This window comes from Streptomyces sp. NPDC057099 (genome assembly GCF_042671245.1).
In the GTDB taxonomy this organism is placed as follows: Bacteria; Actinomycetota; Actinomycetes; order Streptomycetales; family Streptomycetaceae; genus Streptomyces; species Streptomyces purpurascens.
The window spans coordinates 57,341-75,109 of sequence record NZ_JBHUTX010000039.1 but is presented as its reverse complement, the minus strand read 5'-3'; the positions used below and the strand labels follow the sequence as shown (position 1 = coordinate 75,109).

The window sequence follows — 17,769 nt, the reverse complement described above, 5'->3', positions numbered from 1 at the left end:
GGTTCATGGCTGGCATCGAGCCGCCATGAACCCACCGGCCGGTGATCTTTGAAGACGGACCCTATCGCCGCTGATTTCCGATGGTGACGATGCCCTTCGTCCTGGCGCCGGTCTTGTTGTCGTAGAGGACATCGCCGGTGGACTTCTTCCAGATCTTGATGCGGAAGGTGTCCGGGCCGTCGGTGGCGGTGACTCTGAAGGCGTAGCCCTTCTTGCCGCTTACCGTGCCGGTGCCCTGGTAGACGGCGTGGGAGCCGTTCACCACGAGCCAGTCGGAGCCGGTCGAGCGGAAGGTGAGTCGGGCGGGGCCGAAGGCGAACGTGGCCTTGCCGGTGGGGGCGGTGGCTCCCTTTCGGTACTGGGCGCCCAGGGTGAACGCCGCCTTTCCGGTCAGCCCCGGCTTGGACGGGTAGGCGCCCGTCGGCGAGGTGATCGTTCCGGCGCCGGCGGCGGGTCCGGCGGCACGGTCGTAGACGATCAGTTCCGCGAGGGTGGTGGTGTCCGTGCCCTTGTCGTCGTCGGTGACCGTGACGACCGGGCGGTGGATGCCCGCGTCGTCGTAGACGTGTGCGGCGCGGCAGCCGGAGTCCGTGGCCGTGCCGGTCGTCGGCCGGCTGCCGTCCCTCCAGTCGACCGTGCAGGTGTGGCGGTCGGCCGTGCCCGGGTCGTCGAAGGAGGCGGTGATGACCGCGGCCTTGCCCACCGGGAGGGGAGAGCCGGGGCCCTTGGCGGATGTGAGTGTCGGGGCGGCGTTGGAGACCTTGACGGTCGCGGTGTCGGTGCCGCGTCCGCCGGTCAGGGTGACCTGGAAGGTGCCGTCGTCGGTGCAGGTGAGGGTCGTGCGGGCCGCTGCGGGGTCCTTGACGGTGCACGGGGCGCCGTCCTGGACGGTCCACTTGGGGGTGCCCGCCCCGGAGACGGTGCCGGTGAGGGTGATCGGCTCGCCCTCGGTGCCGGTGGCGTCCGGCCCGGCGTGGACGACGGTGACCGGGTCGATGCCGCCGAGGGTCGGGACGACCTTCTCGATGAGGCCGTCGGAGTCGAACTCCAGCTTGTCGATGGTGGTTTCACGGTGGGTGCCGTCACCGCCGGGTATGGCGAAGCGGTGGTAGGCGATGTACCAGTCGTCGGTGTTCGGGACGTGGACGACGGAGTGGTGGCCCGGGCCCTTGATGCCCAGGGAGAGGTCCTTCTCCAGGATCACGCCCTGCTTGGTCCAGGGGCCGGTGGGCGAGGGGCCGGTCGCGTAGGCGACGCGGTAGTTCTCGTCCCGGGTGTCGTTCTCCGACCACATGAAGTAGTAGGTGCCCTTGCGCTTGATGACGAAGGTGCCCTCGTTGTAGCCGCTCGGGGTGATGTCCTGGACCTTCGAGGTGTCGATGGAGGTCATGTCGTCGCCGAGCGGGACGACATAGGCGCGGCCGTTGCCCCAGTAGAGGTACTGCTTGCCGTCGTCGTCGGTGAAGACCGCCGGGTCGATCATCTGGCCGCGGAAGTCACCGGCCTTCAGCAGCGGCTTGCCCAGGGCGTCCTTGAACGGTCCGGTGGGGGAGTCGGACATCGCGACGCCGATGTTGGCGTCGGCGCAGAAGTAGAAGTAGTACTTCCCGTCCTTCTCCGTCATCGCCGGTGCCCAGGCCCGGCTGTCCGCCCAGCTGACGTCCGGCCCCAGGTCGAGGATGACGCCGTGGTCCTTCCAGTGGACCAGGTCCGTGGAGGAGTAGGCCTTGAACCGCGTGCCGCTCCAGCCTTCGAAGCCGTCGGTCGTCGGGTAGATGTAGAAGGTGTCGCCGAAGCGCACGATGTTCGGGTCGGCGTTCAGACCCGGCAGGACCGGGGTCTTCATGACCAGCGCCGAGACCTTCCAGCTCCGCTTCTTGCCGTCCGACCCGGTGACCTCGTACGTCACGGGCTCGGTGAAGTCACGCACGCTGCCGGAGGCGGGGCTGATCGTCGCGCCCTCGGCGAGTGTGAACTCCGGTGCCAGCGCGGTGAGATCGGTGCCCGGCTTCATCGGCAAGGTGACGGTGCCGCCGCCGTTGTCGATGAGCGCGTCGACCTTGAGCGCCGGGTGCGTCACCTTGGCGATGCCCGCCGTGTTGCCGCTGAGTTTCATGACCTCGGTGCCGGTGAGGGCACGGTCGTAGACGCGGAAGTCGTCGACCTCGCCGCCGAAGTAGGGGTCGGCCGCGTACAGGGAGCGGCCGATGTAGCCGCTGTGGTCCTTGGCCGCGTCGTACAGCTCGGACGGTTTGATGGTGGTCGTCGTGCGGGCCGCTTCGACGCCGTCGGCGTAGAGGACCATCGTGCCGGTGGCTCCGTCCAGCGTCACCGTGACGTGCCGCCACTGGCCGGGCGTGAGCTGCGAGCCGGCCGTCAGCTTCGACTCCGCCGACCAACTCGCCTTGGTGATGGCCGAGTAGAGGCTGGAGCTCCCGTTGGACGGAGTGGCGAACAGGTACTTGTCGCTGTCGGGTCCGAGCCCGAACAGCCACTGGAAGCTGCTGCCGCCCTTCCACTTGGCGTACGTCGACACCGTCACACTGTCGGCGTTCTTCAGCACACCGTTCGGGATCCTCACGTACGGCGAGCTCGACGAGTCGCCGGACATCTTGAACGAGCCGCCCTCGACACCGGTGCCGAAGTCGGGTGTGCGGACGTAGGTGCCGTGGTTGCCGTGCCCGCTGGAGTCACGGGCGATGCTGCCGCTCGTCTCGTCGAAGTCGTAGTGCAGGAGCAGATCGGCCGGGACGTCCGGTCCCTCCGCGGACACGGTGACCTCGGCCCGGACCGGGATCGCGGTGCCGCCGGGCAGGCTGCCCGTCACGGTGAAGGTGCCGGCCTGGGCGTACTTCGACGCCGGTACGTCCTCCCAGGTGACCGCGACAGGACGCTTGACGCCGTCGGCGTACTCGGCGATCACCGTGGCCGGCAGGACCGGGGCGTCGCCGACCCGGGTCTCGACCGACACGTCCTCGACGCTCTTCACGATCTGGTCGGGCTGGTAGGCGCGCAGCAGCCGGTCGTACTCGGCCTGGGTGACCGGGAGCACGGTGCCGTGGCGGGGCTTGGCGGGCAGGTCGTAGCCGGTGGAGGGGGTCCAGGTGCCCGAGTCGAGGTCGGTCGTCTCGAAGGGGATGTAGCCGCGGCCACCGAACTCGTCGAGGAACGCGTACCACTTCTCCTCGGTGTTGGACTTGAACACCAGCGGTCCCTCGGCGGCGTTCATCGCGCCCTTGCCGATGCCCTCGGCGACCGGGGTCCAGGACGGGTTCAGGAGGGAGTCGCTCTTCTCCTCGAAGATGAACTTGCTGTTGGGGGTGGAGGAGCTGTTGTTCCGCTCGTCCTTGGACAGGCGGTAGTACGTGCCGTCGTGCCGGATCACCGTGGAGTCGATGACCGAGTAGCCGCGGTCGATCCAGACCTTGGGTTCGCTGAAGGTGTAGAAGTCGCGGGTGGTGGCGTACATCATGCGGTTGTACGTGTCGCCGGAGTGGTCGGCGTTGTCGTACAGCTTCGACGCCCAGAAGACGACGTACTCGCCGCGCTCGGCGTCGTAGAACGCCTCCGGCGCCCAGGTGTTGCCCGCGCTGTCGGGTGAGACCTTGACCAGGCGCTGGTTCGTCCAGTGCACCAGGTCGGTGGACTCCCAGACCATGATGGACTTGCTGCCGGTGCGCTGGGAGGCGTCCCAGTCGCCGTTGCCGTAGATCTTGAGGTCGGTGGCGATCTGGTAGAACTTGTCGCCCTCCGGGGAGCGGATGATGAACGGGTCGCGCAGGCCCTTCTCGCCGAGGGTGGAGGTGAGGACCGGCTTGCCGTCGTTCAGTTCGCGCCAGTGCAGCGGGTCGTCGCCCTTGCTGAGGGCGGCGTAGAGCTGTTCGCCGTCCGAGGTGCCCTCGCCGGTGAAGTAGCTGAACATGTAGCCCTTGAGGGCCGCCTCGGCGGGGAGTTCGGGCACCTTGGCCATCATGACGCGGGTGGCCTTCGCCTCGCCCTTGGTGACGGTCGCGGTCAGCTCGACGGTGGTGGTGCCGTCGCCGTGCGCGGGGCGGTGGACCTCGCCGTCGGCGGTGAGGACGTCCGGCTTCGCGGAGGACCAGGCCACGGACGTGCCGTATTTGCCGCTCTCGGGCAGGGTGAGGTTGCCGCGTGCGTCGTCGAGGTTGTGGACCGTGAGCGCCTCGGCGGCCTCGCGGGTGGCGGCGTCGTCGTCGAGGGCGGGCCGGACCGTGACGTCGAAGGTCTTGGTGCCGGTCACGGTGCCCTTCTTCAGGGTCGCCGTGAGCGTGGCCCGGCCGTCCGGTGAGCCGGCCTCGGGGCGGGTCACCTTGCCGGTGTCGGACACCACGGCCGGGTTGTCGCTGTCCCAGCCGATGGAGGAGCCGCCGGCCGGGCCGGTCTTCGGCAGGTCCAGGTCGGAGGTGATGCCGCTGGTGTCGCCGAGGCTGAGGGCGTCCTTGTCGTCGGCGACGCCCTGGGTGGCGACGGGGAGGGAGAGCTGCTCGACCTCAGAGCCGTCCAGTGCCCGGTCGTACACGCGGAAGTCGCGTATCCGGCCCTTGAAGAGCTTGTCGCCGTCGTAGACGGACTTGCCGATGTAGTTGGCCTTGGTGGTGCCGGAGCCGATGGCGCCGGGCGTGGTGGTGACCGAGGTGTTGCGGCCGACCTCGATGCCGTCCTCGTAGAGGACGCCCGTGGAGCCGGTCTGGGCGTAGGTGATGTGCTTCCACACCCCGCGGGTCAGGTTGTGGGAGTCGGAGGGCTTGGTGGTCTGCTCGGTCGACCAGTTGCCCGTCGCGACGGAGGTGCGGAAGGAGTTGCCGGTGGTGAACAGGTAGCCGTTGCCGGTGCCCGCGCTGGTGTTGCCGAAGCCGTAGAGGAAGTAGGGCGTGCTCTGGGCGGAGTCGATCCGTACGTCCATGGAGACGGTGATCGAGTCCATGCCCTTCATGACGTCGTCCGGCACCTTGATGTAGGTGTCGGACCCGTTGAAGGCGAGCCCCTGACCGGATGCCGACCAGTCGGCGGTGCCGCTGACCGTGCCGTTGCGGCCGTTGCCGGAGGCGTCGGTCACGGTGCCGTTGGAGCCTGCGTCGAGTTTGTACCAGAGGGCCAGGCCGTCGGTGATGTCCGCGGCTCCGGCCGCCGGTGCCGCCGGTGCCGCTTGCGCGGGAGCGGCGGGTCCGGCGAGGGTGAGCAGCATCGACGCGGCGGTCAGTCCGGCGAGATGGCCCGCCCAACGTCTCGCGCGGCTCTGAGGTCGTGCGCATCGTACGACGTGCGTCATGTCGAGGTTCCCTGCTGAGGCATGGCTGATGACGGGCAAGGCAGAACGCGGAAACGAGGAACCGACGAGGCGACGGCAAGTCCTTGCCGTGGGCCTGCCGTTACACGTGGGTGACGTGTGTGTTGCGAGAGTCTCAGCCGACGCCCAGGGCAGCGTCAATAGGTTTCGAACAATGTCCGACAGGTCGAACGTGTCCGTCCCGCTGGCGGCGGGGCTAGAACATGGTGTTGTCGTTCTTGGAGGTGGGCGGGACGACCTGGAGGACGTCCCAGTGTTCGACGATCCTGCCGCCCGCGTCGAACCGGAAGATGTCGATGCCCGCGTACTCCTCGTCGGGCCAGATCTGGTGGCAGTGCAGGATGACGTGGTCGCCTTCGGCGAAGGCCCGCTGGAATTCGACGCGCTTGCCGGGATACTCGGCGGCCATGCGTTCGAAGTAGTCGATGAACGCCTGCTTGCCGTCGGCGACGTGCGGGTTGTGCTGGATGTAGGTGTCGCCGACGAACCGGTCGATGGCCTCGGCCGGGCGGCACTGGTTGAACATCAGGTCGTAGAACGCTCGGGCCGTGGCCTTGTTCTTCTCGGGGTCGCTCATGGTGCCACCGTAGGGTCGAGCGCCGGGTGCGGCGCGGTGAGTACGTCGAGCAGCCGGTCGGCGCCGACGGGGACGGGCAGGGACCGACCGGCCAGGTCGGCGGGGGTTTCGGGACGGTCGGGGTTGACACGGACGAGGCGTGCGGCGGGGAAGCGGCGGGTGAGATGTTCGCCAGGCCGTCGGATCACGCCCGGGGTGTTGAATCCGGCACCGAACTCCAGGATCAGCAGGCGGGTGTCGGCGGGGGCCGAGCCCAGCCAGTCCTGGAGGCGGTGGCCCGCGGGGAGGTAGGGGGTGTCGACGAACTGGTGGCCGGTGCGGACGTTGATCTCGACCTCGCCTTGGCAGTTCGGGCATCGGGGCAGGGCATCGGGGTCGGAGACGGCGCCCGTGGCCGGGTCGTAGGCGGCGAGGAGCCGTTCGACGAGAGGGCGGCTGTCCCAGGTGGTGGGGGTGCAGGGGGTGCCGCACTGGTAGCGGCCGTAGTCGCCCTGCGGGGTGAAGATCCGGTCGGGGTCGAAGCCACCCCGCGCGAAGAGGCCGTCCACGTTGGACGTCATCACCCAGTGGTCCTTGCCGTCGACCAGTGCGCGCAGCCGCGGGTAGAGGGGGTTGGGGACGGTGGAGAAGCGGATGTCGTCGATGTGGACGGCCCAGTAGCCCCACAGCAGGGACGGCGGCAGGGGCACGCCGACCATGTAGCGGGAGCGCAGGCCGTGGCGGTGCAGGGCGGGGAAGAGCTCCCGGAAGCGGTCTTCGTCGCCGTAGTCGTATCCGGCGGCGGCGCTCAGACCGGCCCCGGCCGTGATCAGGACGCGGTCGGCCTCCGCGAGCCAGCTGCGTATCGTGCCCGCGGCGGCTGCCACGTCGACGGTGGGCCGGTTCATCGGGACGGGCCTCCTTCGGTGAGAGCGTGGGTGTAGGCGGCGTGGTCCTCGTCCGCGTACACATTGAAGATCACGCGGTCGAGACGTCCGGGGTGGGCGTCGAGCCAGTCGGCCACGGTGTCCAGGGCAGTGCGGGCGGCGGGCTTCTTGGGGTAACCGAAGACGCCCGTACCGATGCCGCAGAACGCGACGGTGCGCAGGCCGTCGACCTCGGTGGCCAGGTCGAGACACGCGCGGTACGAGGCCGCCAGCGCCCGATCGTGCTGCGGGCGGAGGGGGCCGTCGACGATGGGGCCGACGGTGTGCAGGACGTAGCGGGCGGGCAGATGGTAGCCGCGGGTGATCTTGGCGGTGCCGGTCGGTTCCGGGGTGCCCTGCCGGGTCATGATCGTGTGGCAGTCGGCGCGCAGACGGGGGCCGGCCGCGGCGTGGATGGCGTTGTCGACGCACGGGTGCACCGGGGCGAAGCAGCCGAGCAGGGCGCTGTTGGCGGCGTTCACGACGGCGTCGGCGCCGAGGGTGGTGATGTCGCCCCGCCAGAGCGCCGTACGGTCGGCGGCCCGGTACGCGGTGGAAGGAAGCGTGTCGCGGAGGGTGGGCAGCGAGGCGGCGTCGGTGGTGCCGCGCGCCAGGCGTTCGCCGGACAGGAGCGCGTCCAGCACGCGGGCGGTCCCGCCGGGCAACGGGCCCGGTTCCCGGACGGTCAGCACGGCGCGCAGCAGTCGCCGGGCGGCGGCATCGTCGAGCCGGTCCGCCGCACCGGGACGCAGCCCGGCCCGCACTGCCGCCGGGTCGTCGCCCAGCAGGCCGAGCGCCTCACGGACCAGGTCGGCGGACCGCTGATCCGGATCATGGCCGTTGGCGGACCGGAACGGCTCGCCCAAGGCGATGGCGGCGCGGTAGGCGGCGATCGGCAGTGCGGTCGCGTACACGGTTGTCCTCCGGCGGTGGGGCATGTGACGGGTCGTAGGAGGGAGTCGTAGGGGATGCGTCTGGAGCACGGCACGCCGTGGTGCCCTCACCTGTTGACCGGTGGGGCACTGCGGCGTGGTCAGGGGCTTCAGGGGTGATTGTCATGCCGGACGTCTCGACCCAGCCGAGCATGAACAGGCCGGGGGCCACCTCGGCGGTGTGGAGGGTGACGGTCTCCTCAGCGCCCTTGCCGGGGCCCTCCAGGGTCTCGTAGTGCAGGGTGGTGCCGTCCGGTGTCAGAACAGGCCGTTGGAGTGCGGGAGTTCGGCGGGCACGGGGACGACGACGTCCCAGTGCTCGACGATCTTGCCGCCCTGGACGCGGAAGAGGTCGTAGTAGGCGGCGGGGACGCCGAACTCGCCCTCGGACTGGAGCAGGACGAAGTCGCCCTCGGCGATGACCTTGTGGACGGTCTTGTAGACGAGGTTCTTGCCCTGCTCGGCCCACTTCGCGGCGGCGGCGCCGAAGCCGTCGAGTCCGTCGGCCGCTTCCGGGTTGTGCTGGTGGTAGGTCTCGGTCGAGATGTAGTCGGTCAGTACGGAGTAGTCGGCGCCCTTGAGGACCTTCGCGGCGAACTCCTCCACCAGGGCGCGGTTCGCCTCGGTCCTGTCCGGGTCGGCGGGCTCGGTGGGGCCGTCGGTCTGGGAGCGGCCGGAGGCGGTGTCCTCGACCAGCGGGGTGAGGGCGTCCCAGTGCTCGGCGAGCTTGCCGTCGGCGTCGACGCGGAAGATGTCGAAGGCGACCAGCGGGTCGGGGCCGAAGCCGTGGTACGTGCCGTGCAGGGCGACCAGGTCGCCGTCGGCGATCACACGGGCGCCCTCGTATCGGAAGCCCTCCGGCAGGCCGGCGACCATCTGGCGCAGGGCCTCGGGGCCGTCGGCGGCCAGGGCGCTGTGCTGGCGGTAGTCGGCGGCGGCCCAGCGGTCCACCGCGCTCGGGTCCTTCTGTCCGAACAGCTCGGCGGCCGCGGCCAGGACGGTGTTCTTGGCGTTGCTCATGGCGCTTCTCCTGCGAGGTGAGGGCTTACTGCTTTCCGACACCGGCTCGGCTCCGAACCCGGCGACACCTTCACGCTATGGGTGCTGAACAGGCCGGATCGGATACGCTGGTGACTCGCTATGGTCAAAATGCGACACGATGCCGATCGCGGCATCCCGGAGATCCCCTTCGCCGCGCCCGCCGGCACCCCCGCCGGCGTGGAGGTGCTGTCCCTCGCCGACCTGCGCCGGCGGGTCCCCGCCGAGCGGCTCGTGCTTCCCCAGCGACCCGACTTCCACCACCTGATGACCCTTACGGGCGGGACCCTGCGGCACACGGTCGACTTCACCGCCTACGCCCTCGACCCCGGCTCCTGGCTCTGGGTACGCCCCGGGCAGGTCCAGCAGTGGGGCAACCTCGCCGACGCCGACGGCACCCTGATCCTGTTCCGCCAGGACTTCCTCGACCCGGCCACCACGCACGGCGCTCACACCGAAGACCCGCACGCCCCGATCCTGCGCCGCCCGCTGCCCGACGACGAAGCGGCCCTGCGGCTGGCCGCCGACCACCTCGCCACCGAGTTCCACGCCCTCGGACACCTGCCCCTTGAGATCCACACCGCAGCACTGCGCCACCTGCTCGCGGTCCTCGTCCTGCGGCTGGCGCACCTCACCGCACCCGCAGGCAGCCCCGTGCCCGAACCCGACGCCACCTACCTGCGCTTCCGCGATGCGGTGGAAAAGGACTTCGCGCGCACCCGCCGGGTGGAGGACTACGCCGCATCGCTCGGCTACTCCACCCGCACCCTCTCCCGCGCCACGCTCACCGCCGCCGGCCTGGGCGCCAAGGAGTTCATCGACCGCCGCGTCGTCCTGGAGGCCAAGCGCCTCCTGGCCCACAGCGACCAGAGCGCCGCCCGCATCGCCGACCGCCTCGGCTTCTCCAGCGCGACCCACTTCAGCAAGTACTTCCACCACCGCACCGGCCAGACCCCGATCGCCTTCCGCGACACGGTCCGCGGGCACACCGCGAACTGAAACGCGTCCTGCGGCGACGGAAGGCCACCCCGACCGTCATGCGTCGGCAGGCGAACGCAACAGGGCCTGGTGCTGGACCGGATGGTCCTTCCCGCGCTCCCCGGCCCCGGCTGTGTTCCAGAGAGTGGACGCCTGTTGGTGCGGGGCTGCGGCTGCGGTAGAAATGGGCCCCATGATCTCCGAGTCCTTGGTGCGACGCCTGGTCATCGACCTGTGCCGACGCCCGGCCTCGTGTTGTCGCTGACCCAGCCTCTTTGACGCGCCCTGCGTCCTGCCCCCTGCCGTGCAATGACGGCACCCGCACCAGGGCGCTTCCCGCGCTCTGCCTCAGGGCGCTCTCCCCCTTAGTTCGGCATCACTCTCGTTCGGGGCCGGCCACCTCTGTCGTTCGGCGGCAGCTGCTCATGTCCCGGCGCCCCTGGAGGACGCCCCATGTCCACAACTCCCGTTCTGCTCAAGCCTGATGACCCGGCCGACGTACCGCCCGAACCTCGCGCGCCTGCGCGGGGCGCGTGGACGCGCGTGCGTCATGTCGCGCTGCCGTTCGGCTCGCTGCTGCTGTTCCTCGTCCTGTGGCAGCTGCTGGCGGCGAGCGGGACGTGGAGCGAGACACTGGTTCCGCCGTCGGCCAAGGTGTGGGACGCGTTCATCGAGGTCTCCACCACGCACGGCGGCATACGGGGCTACAACGGCACCACGCTCGTCGAGCACCTGGGCATCAGCCTGCGGCGCATCGCGCTCGGCGCCGGGATCGGCATCGCCGCGGGAGTGGTGTTCGGGCTGCTCATGGGCACCGTCGGCTGGGTGCGCTCGCTGTTCGAGCCCTGGATCACCTTCCTGCGGACCCTGCCACCGCTGGCGTACTTCTCGCTGCTCATCATTTGGCTGGGCATCAACGAGGAGCCGAAGGTCACGCTGCTGGCCGTGGCCGCCTTCCCGCCCGTGGCGGTGTCCACGACCACGGCCGTCACGGCCGTACCGAAGAGCCTGATCGAGGCCGCCCGTGCGCTCGGCGCGTCTCGGTGGGACGTGGTCAGGGACGTCGTCGTCCCGTCCGCCCTGCCGGAGACGCTCACCGGAGTCCGGCTCGCCGTGGGGGTGGCCTACTCGTCCCTGGTCGCCGCCGAACTGGTCAACGGCCTGCCCGGAATCGGCGGCATGGTCAAGGACGCGGCCAACTACAACAACACCCCTGTCGTGCTCGTCGGCATCATCGCCATCGGCGTCTCCGGCCTGATCATCGACGGCCTGCTGCTGCGGCTCGAACGCACGGTCGTTCCGTGGCGCGGTCGCGCGTAGTTCCCGCCCTCCGCTCCTCCCCTCCCTTCCCCTCCGTACAGAAACGGCTCCGCCATGTCCCGTGCTCCCCAAGGTCCGTCCCGCCGTCTCCTCCTCGCCGGTGCCCTGGCCACCGTGTCCGCGGCCGTCACGGGCTGCTCCTCGGGCAGTGGGGCGTCGGCGTCCGGCGGCTCCAAGCAGCTGCGCATCGGCTATTTCGCCTTCCCCAGCGGCGACTTGCTCGTGAAGAACAGAAAGCTGCTGGAGAAGGCACTGCCGGACTACACGATCACCTGGATCAAGTTCGACTCCGGCGCCAGCGTCAACCAGGCCTTCATCGGCAAGTCCCTCGACATCGCCGCGCTGGGCTCCAGCCCGTTCGCCCGCGGGGTGTCCGGCAGTTCGCCCATCCCGTACAAGGTCGCGTGGATCCTCGACGTCGCGGGCGAGAACGAGGCCCTCGTCGCGCGCAAGGCCACCGGCATCACCGATGTCGCCGGGCTCAAGGGCAAGAAGATAGCCACTCCCTTCGCCTCCACGTCGCACTACAGCCTGCTCTCCGCGCTGAAGGAGGCCGGCCTCGAGCCGTCGGACGTCGAACTCATCGACCTGCAGCCGCAGCCGCTCCTCGCCGCGTGGCAGCGGGGCGACATCGACGCCGCCTATGTCTGGCTGCCGACCCTGGACGAGCTGCGCAAGACCGGCACTCAGCTCACCAGCAGCAAGGAGATCGGCGCGGCGGGCAAGCCGACCCTCGACCTGGCCGTCGTCTCGGACGACCTGATCGCCAAGGATCCCAAGGCGATCGATGCCTGGCGCAAGGCGGAGGCCGAGGCGTTGCGGCTGATCAAGTCCGACCCGGACGGCACGGTCAAGGCCGTCGCGGCCGAGCTCGGCATCAGTGCGGCGGATGCCGAGGCGCAGCTCTCGCAGGGAGTGTTCCTCACTCCGGACCAGGTGGTCTCCGCCGACTGGCTGGGCAGCGACGGCAACCCGGGCAAGCTGCTCACCTATGTCACCGACACCGGCCGGTTCCTGGCCGACCAGAAGCAGATCGGCGCCGCGCCGTCCGAGGACGCCGTCCGCGGCGCGTTCTATCTGAAGGGGCTGCCCGATGTCCTCAAGTGAGCTCACTCGGACCACGGCAGGGGCGGACACCGTGCCCGCCGGATCCGTCCGACTCGACGATGTCACCCACCGGTACGGCGGGGGCGGCGAGGCCTTCACCGCCGTCGGGCCGGTCGATCTGAGCGTTCCGTCCGGGGAGTTCCTGGTGCTGGTGGGTGCCTCCGGCTGCGGCAAGAGCACGCTGCTGCGGCTGATCGCCGGCTTCGAACAGCCCACGCGGGGCTCGGTGCGGGTCTCCGGCACCGAGCCCCGGCCCGGCGAGGCGGCCGGGGTGGTGTTCCAGACGCCGCGGCTGTTCCCGTGGCGGACGGTGCGGGGCAACATCGACCTGGCGCTGCGGTACGCGGGTGTGAACCGCGCCCAATGGCCCGAGCGGCGTGCGGAGTTGCTGGCCCGCGTCGGCCTCGAAGGCACCGAGAAGCGGCGCACCTGGGAGATCTCCGGCGGTCAGCAGCAGCGCGTCGCGATCGCCCGTGCCCTCGCCGCCGAGAGCCCGCTCCTCCTGCTCGACGAGCCGTTCGCGGCGCTGGACGCGCTGACCCGGGAGCGGCTTCAGGAGGACGTCCGCCGGGTGACCGACCTGACCGGCCGGACCACGGTGTTCGTGACGCACTCGGCGGACGAGGCGGTGTTCCTCGGCTCCCGCATCGTGGTGCTGACCAAGAGCCCCGGGACCGTGGCTCTGGACCTGCCGATCACCCTGCCGCGCGGTGACGTCGACGCCCAGGAGCTTCGCGACTCCGACGAGTTCGCCGAGCTGCGCGCGGAGGTGTCCCACGCCGTGAAGGCCGCCGCCGGGGCCTGATCCCCGTACTCGGGGAAAGGCCGCCCGTGCGCGCCGACCTGGTGGCGGCGTGTACGGGCGGCTCTGGGGCACGCTCAGGAGCATCGTCAGCGAGCGGCGGCCTCGACGATCACACCGGGCTGCCGTCCTCCACGAGGTCCACTCCCAGCTGTGCGAGCAGGTCGTCCCGCAGGGCCGCGTACTCGGCGCTGCCGTGGCGGCGCGGCTCGGGCAGCTCCACCGGGAGGTCGGCGGCGATCCGCCCCTGGTCCAGCACCACCACCCGGTCCGCGAGAACGATGGCCTCGTCGACGTCGTGCGTGACCAGGAGCACGGCGGGCCGGTGCCGTTCGCACAGGCGGCGCAGCAGGGCGTGCATCCTGATCCGGGTCAGGGCGTCCAGTGCCCCGAACGGCTCGTCGGCGAGCAGCAGTTCCGGATCGCGGACGAGTGAGCGGGCGAGTGAGACGCGCTGCTGTTCGCCTCCGGACAACTCGACGGGCCAGGCCCGTTCGCGGCCTTCGAGGCCGACCTCGGCGAGGGCGGCCCGGCCGCGTTGTTCGGCATCCGGTCCGCCCAGGCCCAGGACTACGTTGTCGAGCACGCGCTTCCAGGGGAGCAGCCGGGCGTCCTGGAAGACGACGGAGAGGCGGTCGGGGGCGGCGAGTTCGCCGCTTCCGGCCACGTCGTGGTCGAGCCGGGCCAGTGCGCGCAGCAGCGTGCTCTTGCCGGAGCCGCTGCGCCCGAGCAGGGCCACGAACTCGCCCGGGGCGACGGTCAGGTCCAGCCCGTCGAGGATCCTGCGCTCGCCGAAGGAGCGCACCAGATTCCCGGTCCGGACCGTCGCGCGGTCCTCGCTGGTCCACCGGCCTTCGACGGCGTCCTGGTCCTCCGTCCCGGTCAGTCCCCCAGGGTGCGCCGCCATGTCAGCGTTCTCCTTTCCACGAGCCGTACCAGGGCGTCGGAGAAGAGCCCGAGGAGTCCGTACACGACGAGACCGACGAGGATGATCTCGATCTGCCCGTACGTCCGCGCGAGTTCCATCATGTAACCGATGCCGCTGGTGGCGTTGACCTGTTCGACGACGACCAGCGCGAGCCACGCGGCGGTCACCGCGAAGCGCATCCCGAGCAGGAAGCCGGGAAGGGCGCCGGGCAGCACCACATGACGGACGAACTGGAGTCTGCTGAGCCGCACGGTCTCCGCCAGCTCGGCGTAGCGGTTGTCGATGCCGCGCAGTCCGTTGTGGGTGTGGATGTAGACCGGAACGAAGACGCCCAGCGCGATCGTGACGACCTTCATCGTCTCGCCGATGCCGAACCACAGGATCAGCAGCGGGATCAACGCGAGTGACGGGATCGCCCGCTTGATCTGCACGGGGCCGTCGATGGCCGCCTCGCCGATCCGGCTGAGCCCGGAGACCAGTGCGAGGAGCAGCCCGCCCGCGACTCCGAACACCAGCCCCAGCAGGGCGCGTCGGGCGGACGTGGCCAGGTTGGACTGGAGCCGGCCTTCCTCGATGAGATCGCCTGCCGCTGCCGCGATGGTCCAGGGCGCGGGCAGGCTCCGGGCGTCGATGAGGCCGGCCGCGGAGCCCGCGGCCCAGAGGGCGAGCAGCAGCAGCGAGCCGATCGCCCAGCCGTACGGCACGGGGCGTCCTGGCGCGAGCCGCCTGCGGGTGCGACGGCTCGGCGCATGCCGGGCGGCGGGTACCGCCTGTCGCGTCGCCGTCGGCCGCTGCTTGCCGGAGAGCGTCGTGCTCATGTCGACCCCCCTGCACCGGCGAGGGCGTCGGCGCCCGCCGACTCGTAGCGCCGGTCGAAGAGGAGGTCCGCCTTGAAGGCCTTGTGGTCCTGCTCCTTCGCCAGCAGGTCGATGGTCTGCTGCTGCCGCCGGATGGCACCGGTCCAGTCCGCCGGAATGTCGGGATCTCCGGACCGCTGGACGAGGTATTCGCCGTCCTCGGGGCTCAGCCCCTGGTCCTTGACGTAATATCCCTCGATCCATTCCTTGGGGTGCTCGTCGATCCAGATCTGTGCGCGCGCCCAGAACTTGATGAGTTCTCTGATGGCGGCGGACTTCGGTGCGTCACTGACGGAATCGGTGAGCGCCCACAGATGTGCCGGGTCGTCCCGCAATCCGTGCTTGATGGTCGTCCCGCCGCTCTTTCCGTATGTCGTCAGATAGCGCTTGATGTTGACGTCCCCCAGGGGAGCGGCATCCACCTGGTGATTTCCCAGGGCCGTGGGATAGACGTCGTCGGTGCTGGCCAGTTCGACGAGTGTGACGTCGTCCTGGGTGAGCCCGGCCTTCTGCAGGATCCGCAGCACCAGTGCGCCCTGTGCCTGCCCGGGGCTGTAGGCGATCTTCTTCCCGCGCAGGTCCGCGAGCGTCCTGATGCCGGCGCCGGGCGCGATGCCCAGCTCATAGACCGGGTGCCGGAGCGGCTCCTTGCGGAACTCGGCCGCGACGAGCTTGGTGTCGAGGCCGGTCCAGTAGGCGTTGATCGAGGGGATGTCCGCGGCTGAGCAGACATCGAGAGCACCCGCCCGGAAGGCCTCGGAGCACTTGGGGCCACCGCTGATGTTGGCCCACTTGACCTTGAAGGGCAGCTTGTCGATCTGCCCCGACAGCTGAAGCGCGACCTTGAGGTCCGGCGCCCCGACGGTGAGGGAGGCGTCCGAGGAGACCTTGGCCGGGATCTTCTCGCGCGAGACGTCCTTGCCGACTTCCGTGGACGCCGAGTTGCCCGCGCACGAAGTCGACAGAAGGGCGAAGGACAAGGCGGCCACCACGGCCACGGACCTGGATCTGGGCATGCTTATGCGCGAGGTCATTGATTCCTTCTTGAAAACAGAGATCGAAAAAGACGAGGCAGACGGTGCGGCGCGGCAGACGTCAGATACACACGGCCGAGGCGATGCGCATCAGATCAATGGCCCGTCGTTTGCGAAGGAATGCAAAGATCCGCATGAGGTCCGAACCTAACGACAGGTCAAATTGTGGTCAAGGCAGGCCGCTTTGCCTGACCGTGCTCGCAACAACACTTTCGTTCGCATGCCATGTACCCGTTACATTCCGGCATGGCCGTCCGTCACACCACGCTGACCGGGTGCCGCACCACCGCGTCGAACAGGTAGCCCTGTGTGTTGGGCACCGCGATGTCCGGCTGGGTTCGGCCGGCCGTGTCGGTGGCGCGGGCCAGCAGGTGGGTGGCGCCGGGTGCGTCGGGCTGCCAGCCGAGGGACCAGCGGGTCCAGGTGCCGGTGCGGGGGCGGTCGTGCAGGCGGACGGGCCGCCAGTTCGCCCCGCCGTCGGTGCTGACGTCGACCCGGGCGACGGCGCCCGCGCCCGACCACGACCGTCCGTGCAGCACGTGCCTCCGCCCCGCGGTGAAGGTGGCCCCGCTCGCCAGCTCGAAGGCGCTCTTCGTGGCCTGCCGGGTCAGCGGCGCGCTGCCGCCCTCCGGGTGGGAGGGACCGAACAGCCGGTAGAAGGTGGTGTTCCAGGGCGAGAAGAGCGGCTGCGCGGACACCTCGATGTCGCCGACCCACTTGATCGACGAGATCCCCACCCAGGACGGCACCAGCACCCTCACCGGATACCCGTGGTCGTACGGGAGCGGCTCACCGTTCATCTCGTACGCGAGCAGCACGTCGTCCAGTGCCTTGGCCAGCGGCAGCGGACGCCGTACCCGGCCCAGGTTCTCGCCGCCGCTGACGTACTCGGCGTCCAGGCCACGCGGCTGCACGTCCACGGCGGACGGGGACAGCCCGGCCCTGCGCAGCACATCGGCCAGGCGCACCCCGCGCCAGCGTGCGACGCCGATCGCGCCCAAGGTCCACGCGGTGCCGCTGACCGTCTCGCCCTGCTGAGTCGTGTAGGAGGAGCGGCCGTTCCCCGCGCACTCGACGAAGGCGGTCCGGGTGACGGCCGGCAGCGCCCGCAGATCGTCGTACCCGAACTCCACCGGCCGGTCCTCGCCGGGGGTGCCGCGCAGCCCGCTCCCCCACAGCCGCAGCCGCCAGTCGTCGGCGTCCAGTACGGGGGTGGCGGTGTGGTTGCGTACGAAGAACAGCTCGTTGGGGGTGTGGTGGCCGGTGCCGCGCAGCGCCTCCCAGCGGGTCTCGGCGTTGGTGCCGCGCTGGACGAACCACTCGGGCGGCAGGGGCTTGACGATGGCTGCGTCGGCGGCGCGGGCGGGCAGCGGGGCGCCGAGTGCGGTCCCGGCGGCGGTGGCGGCGAGCAGGGTGAGGAGCCGGCGGCGGCTGACCCCGTCCGCCCTGGCCTCACCGCCGAGCCACTGGCGCAGCCTTCGGCGGTCGTAGTCGGTTTCGTGGCGGTGACCGGCGGGGGTGGGAGAGGGCATGGCGGGTCCTCGTCATGGGGGGGAGCACTACAGGGCTCTGCGGCACAACGGGTGGGTGCGGCACGGTCGTTGACGGAGTCGTCGGGGAGCGCGCGATCAGCCGGTCGTCCGACACAGCGCGGCGGCCACGCGGACCAGGTCCACGGCACGGCGGCGGGTCAGGGGCTCCGACAACGGCATGGCGGGATGCAAGCACGTGGGTCGGAGGGTGTCAACGGAGCGTCCCGTCGGCGCGTCACAGGCCACCCTGCGTCCCACCGGGTGAGACCGCCGGGCGATCTGGTGCGTTGCCGCCACCGTGTGGTTACCTGGGCCCATGACCGTGCTCGTGACCCGCCGCCACGTCGATTACGTGCGTGTCACCACCACGGGCTGTTCCGCCGTGAGCTGACGCCTCGCTCCGGCTTCCGACCCGCATTTCCTCCACCGCATCACGCTGACCGCTGCCCTG

Annotated in this window: 14 protein-coding genes; 4 read left to right on the top strand and 10 right to left on the bottom strand. The window is 70.2% G+C overall.

Going from position 1 to position 17,769, the window contains the following annotated elements:
• Positions 1-61 precede the first annotated feature (61 nt).
• From ACFT4A_RS32580 to ACFT4A_RS32555, 6 genes are all read right to left on the bottom strand, one after another.
• Positions 62-5,290, bottom strand: a complete 5,229-nt coding sequence (locus ACFT4A_RS32580; RefSeq protein WP_382837344.1) for a family 43 glycosylhydrolase — start codon at positions 5,288-5,290, stop codon at positions 62-64.
• A gap of 214 nt (positions 5,291-5,504) precedes the next feature.
• Positions 5,505-5,885, bottom strand: coding sequence for a nuclear transport factor 2 family protein (locus ACFT4A_RS32575; RefSeq protein WP_382837342.1), 381 nt, complete (start codon positions 5,883-5,885; stop codon positions 5,505-5,507).
• Positions 5,882-6,772 carry an NAD-dependent protein deacetylase of SIR2 family gene (locus ACFT4A_RS32570; protein WP_382837339.1) on the bottom strand — a complete coding sequence of 297 codons (891 nt, stop codon included), beginning with the start codon at positions 6,770-6,772 and terminating at the stop codon, positions 5,882-5,884. Before ACFT4A_RS32570 ends, ACFT4A_RS32575 begins: the two co-directional genes overlap by 4 nt.
• On the bottom strand, positions 6,769-7,704 hold the full coding sequence (locus ACFT4A_RS32565; protein ID WP_382837336.1) for a protein-ADP-ribose hydrolase: 936 nt from the start codon (positions 7,702-7,704) through the stop codon (positions 6,769-6,771). The genes ACFT4A_RS32570 and ACFT4A_RS32565 overlap by 4 nt, the downstream gene beginning before the upstream one ends.
• Positions 7,622-7,963, bottom strand: coding sequence for a hypothetical protein (locus tag ACFT4A_RS32560; protein ID WP_382837355.1), 342 nt, complete (start codon positions 7,961-7,963; stop codon positions 7,622-7,624). The genes ACFT4A_RS32565 and ACFT4A_RS32560 overlap by 83 nt, the downstream gene beginning before the upstream one ends.
• A 17-nt stretch (positions 7,964-7,980) precedes the next feature.
• Positions 7,981-8,742 (bottom strand): nuclear transport factor 2 family protein, encoded by a 762-nt coding sequence (locus ACFT4A_RS32555; RefSeq protein ID WP_382837333.1) that lies wholly within the window; start codon positions 8,740-8,742, stop codon positions 7,981-7,983.
• Between the two features lie 120 nt (positions 8,743-8,862).
• Here ACFT4A_RS32555 and ACFT4A_RS32550 point away from each other — a divergent pair, with 120 nt between their 5' ends.
• From ACFT4A_RS32550 to ACFT4A_RS32535, 4 genes are all read left to right on the top strand, one after another.
• Positions 8,863-9,759, top strand: coding sequence for a helix-turn-helix domain-containing protein (locus ACFT4A_RS32550; RefSeq protein ID WP_382837330.1), 897 nt, complete (start codon positions 8,863-8,865; stop codon positions 9,757-9,759).
• A 432-nt stretch (positions 9,760-10,191) separates the two neighbouring features.
• Positions 10,192-11,058, top strand: a complete 867-nt coding sequence (locus ACFT4A_RS32545; RefSeq protein ID WP_382837327.1) for an ABC transporter permease — start codon at positions 10,192-10,194, stop codon at positions 11,056-11,058.
• Positions 11,059-11,112: 54 nt separating this feature from the next.
• Positions 11,113-12,165 (top strand): ABC transporter substrate-binding protein, encoded by a 1,053-nt coding sequence (locus ACFT4A_RS32540; protein ID WP_382837325.1) that lies wholly within the window; start codon positions 11,113-11,115, stop codon positions 12,163-12,165.
• The gene (locus ACFT4A_RS32535) at positions 12,152-12,970 is read left to right on the top strand and encodes an ABC transporter ATP-binding protein (protein WP_382837322.1); all 819 of its coding nucleotides are present in this window, start codon (positions 12,152-12,154) and stop codon (positions 12,968-12,970) included. Before ACFT4A_RS32540 ends, ACFT4A_RS32535 begins: the two co-directional genes overlap by 14 nt.
• Before the next feature lie 109 nt (positions 12,971-13,079).
• On the opposite strand, the gene ACFT4A_RS32530 is transcribed toward ACFT4A_RS32535, so the two are convergent.
• The 4 genes from ACFT4A_RS32530 to ACFT4A_RS32515 form a co-directional block, all read right to left on the bottom strand.
• On the bottom strand, positions 13,080-13,874 hold the full coding sequence (locus ACFT4A_RS32530) for an ABC transporter ATP-binding protein (protein WP_382837319.1): 795 nt from the start codon (positions 13,872-13,874) through the stop codon (positions 13,080-13,082).
• Positions 13,850-14,713 (bottom strand): ABC transporter permease, encoded by an 864-nt coding sequence (locus ACFT4A_RS32525; protein WP_382837316.1) that lies wholly within the window; start codon positions 14,711-14,713, stop codon positions 13,850-13,852. Before ACFT4A_RS32525 ends, ACFT4A_RS32530 begins: the two co-directional genes overlap by 25 nt.
• Positions 14,710-15,786, bottom strand: coding sequence for an ABC transporter substrate-binding protein (locus ACFT4A_RS32520; RefSeq protein WP_382837314.1), 1,077 nt, complete (start codon positions 15,784-15,786; stop codon positions 14,710-14,712). Before ACFT4A_RS32520 ends, ACFT4A_RS32525 begins: the two co-directional genes overlap by 4 nt.
• 257 nt (positions 15,787-16,043) lie before the next feature.
• The gene (locus ACFT4A_RS32515; RefSeq protein ID WP_382837311.1) at positions 16,044-17,318 is read right to left on the bottom strand and encodes a sulfite oxidase; all 1,275 of its coding nucleotides are present in this window, start codon (positions 17,316-17,318) and stop codon (positions 16,044-16,046) included.
• Positions 17,319-17,769: the final 451 nt, after the last annotated feature.

What these genes read in the sequence shown, in the direction of transcription:
- ACFT4A_RS32530 (WP_382837319.1), bottom strand. Translation starts at nt 13,874, where the DNA reads ATGGCGGCGCACCCTGGGGGACTGACCGGGACGGAGGACCAGGACGCC.
- ACFT4A_RS32540 (WP_382837325.1), top strand. Translation starts at nt 11,113, where the DNA reads ATGTCCCGTGCTCCCCAAGGTCCGTCCCGCCGTCTCCTCCTCGCCGGT.
- ACFT4A_RS32575 (WP_382837342.1), bottom strand. Translation starts at nt 5,885, where the DNA reads ATGAGCGACCCCGAGAAGAACAAGGCCACGGCCCGAGCGTTCTACGAC.
- ACFT4A_RS32550 (WP_382837330.1), top strand. Translation starts at nt 8,863, where the DNA reads ATGGTCAAAATGCGACACGATGCCGATCGCGGCATCCCGGAGATCCCC.
- ACFT4A_RS32555 (WP_382837333.1), bottom strand. Translation starts at nt 8,742, where the DNA reads ATGAGCAACGCCAAGAACACCGTCCTGGCCGCGGCCGCCGAGCTGTTC.
- ACFT4A_RS32520 (WP_382837314.1), bottom strand. Translation starts at nt 15,786, where the DNA reads ATGACCTCGCGCATAAGCATGCCCAGATCCAGGTCCGTGGCCGTGGTG.
- ACFT4A_RS32580 (WP_382837344.1), bottom strand. Translation starts at nt 5,290, where the DNA reads ATGACGCACGTCGTACGATGCGCACGACCTCAGAGCCGCGCGAGACGT.
- ACFT4A_RS32525 (WP_382837316.1), bottom strand. Translation starts at nt 14,713, where the DNA reads ATGAGCACGACGCTCTCCGGCAAGCAGCGGCCGACGGCGACGCGACAG.
- ACFT4A_RS32570 (WP_382837339.1), bottom strand. Translation starts at nt 6,772, where the DNA reads ATGAACCGGCCCACCGTCGACGTGGCAGCCGCCGCGGGCACGATACGC.
- ACFT4A_RS32545 (WP_382837327.1), top strand. Translation starts at nt 10,192, where the DNA reads ATGTCCACAACTCCCGTTCTGCTCAAGCCTGATGACCCGGCCGACGTA.
- ACFT4A_RS32535 (WP_382837322.1), top strand. Translation starts at nt 12,152, where the DNA reads ATGTCCTCAAGTGAGCTCACTCGGACCACGGCAGGGGCGGACACCGTG.
- ACFT4A_RS32515 (WP_382837311.1), bottom strand. Translation starts at nt 17,318, where the DNA reads ATGCCCTCTCCCACCCCCGCCGGTCACCGCCACGAAACCGACTACGAC.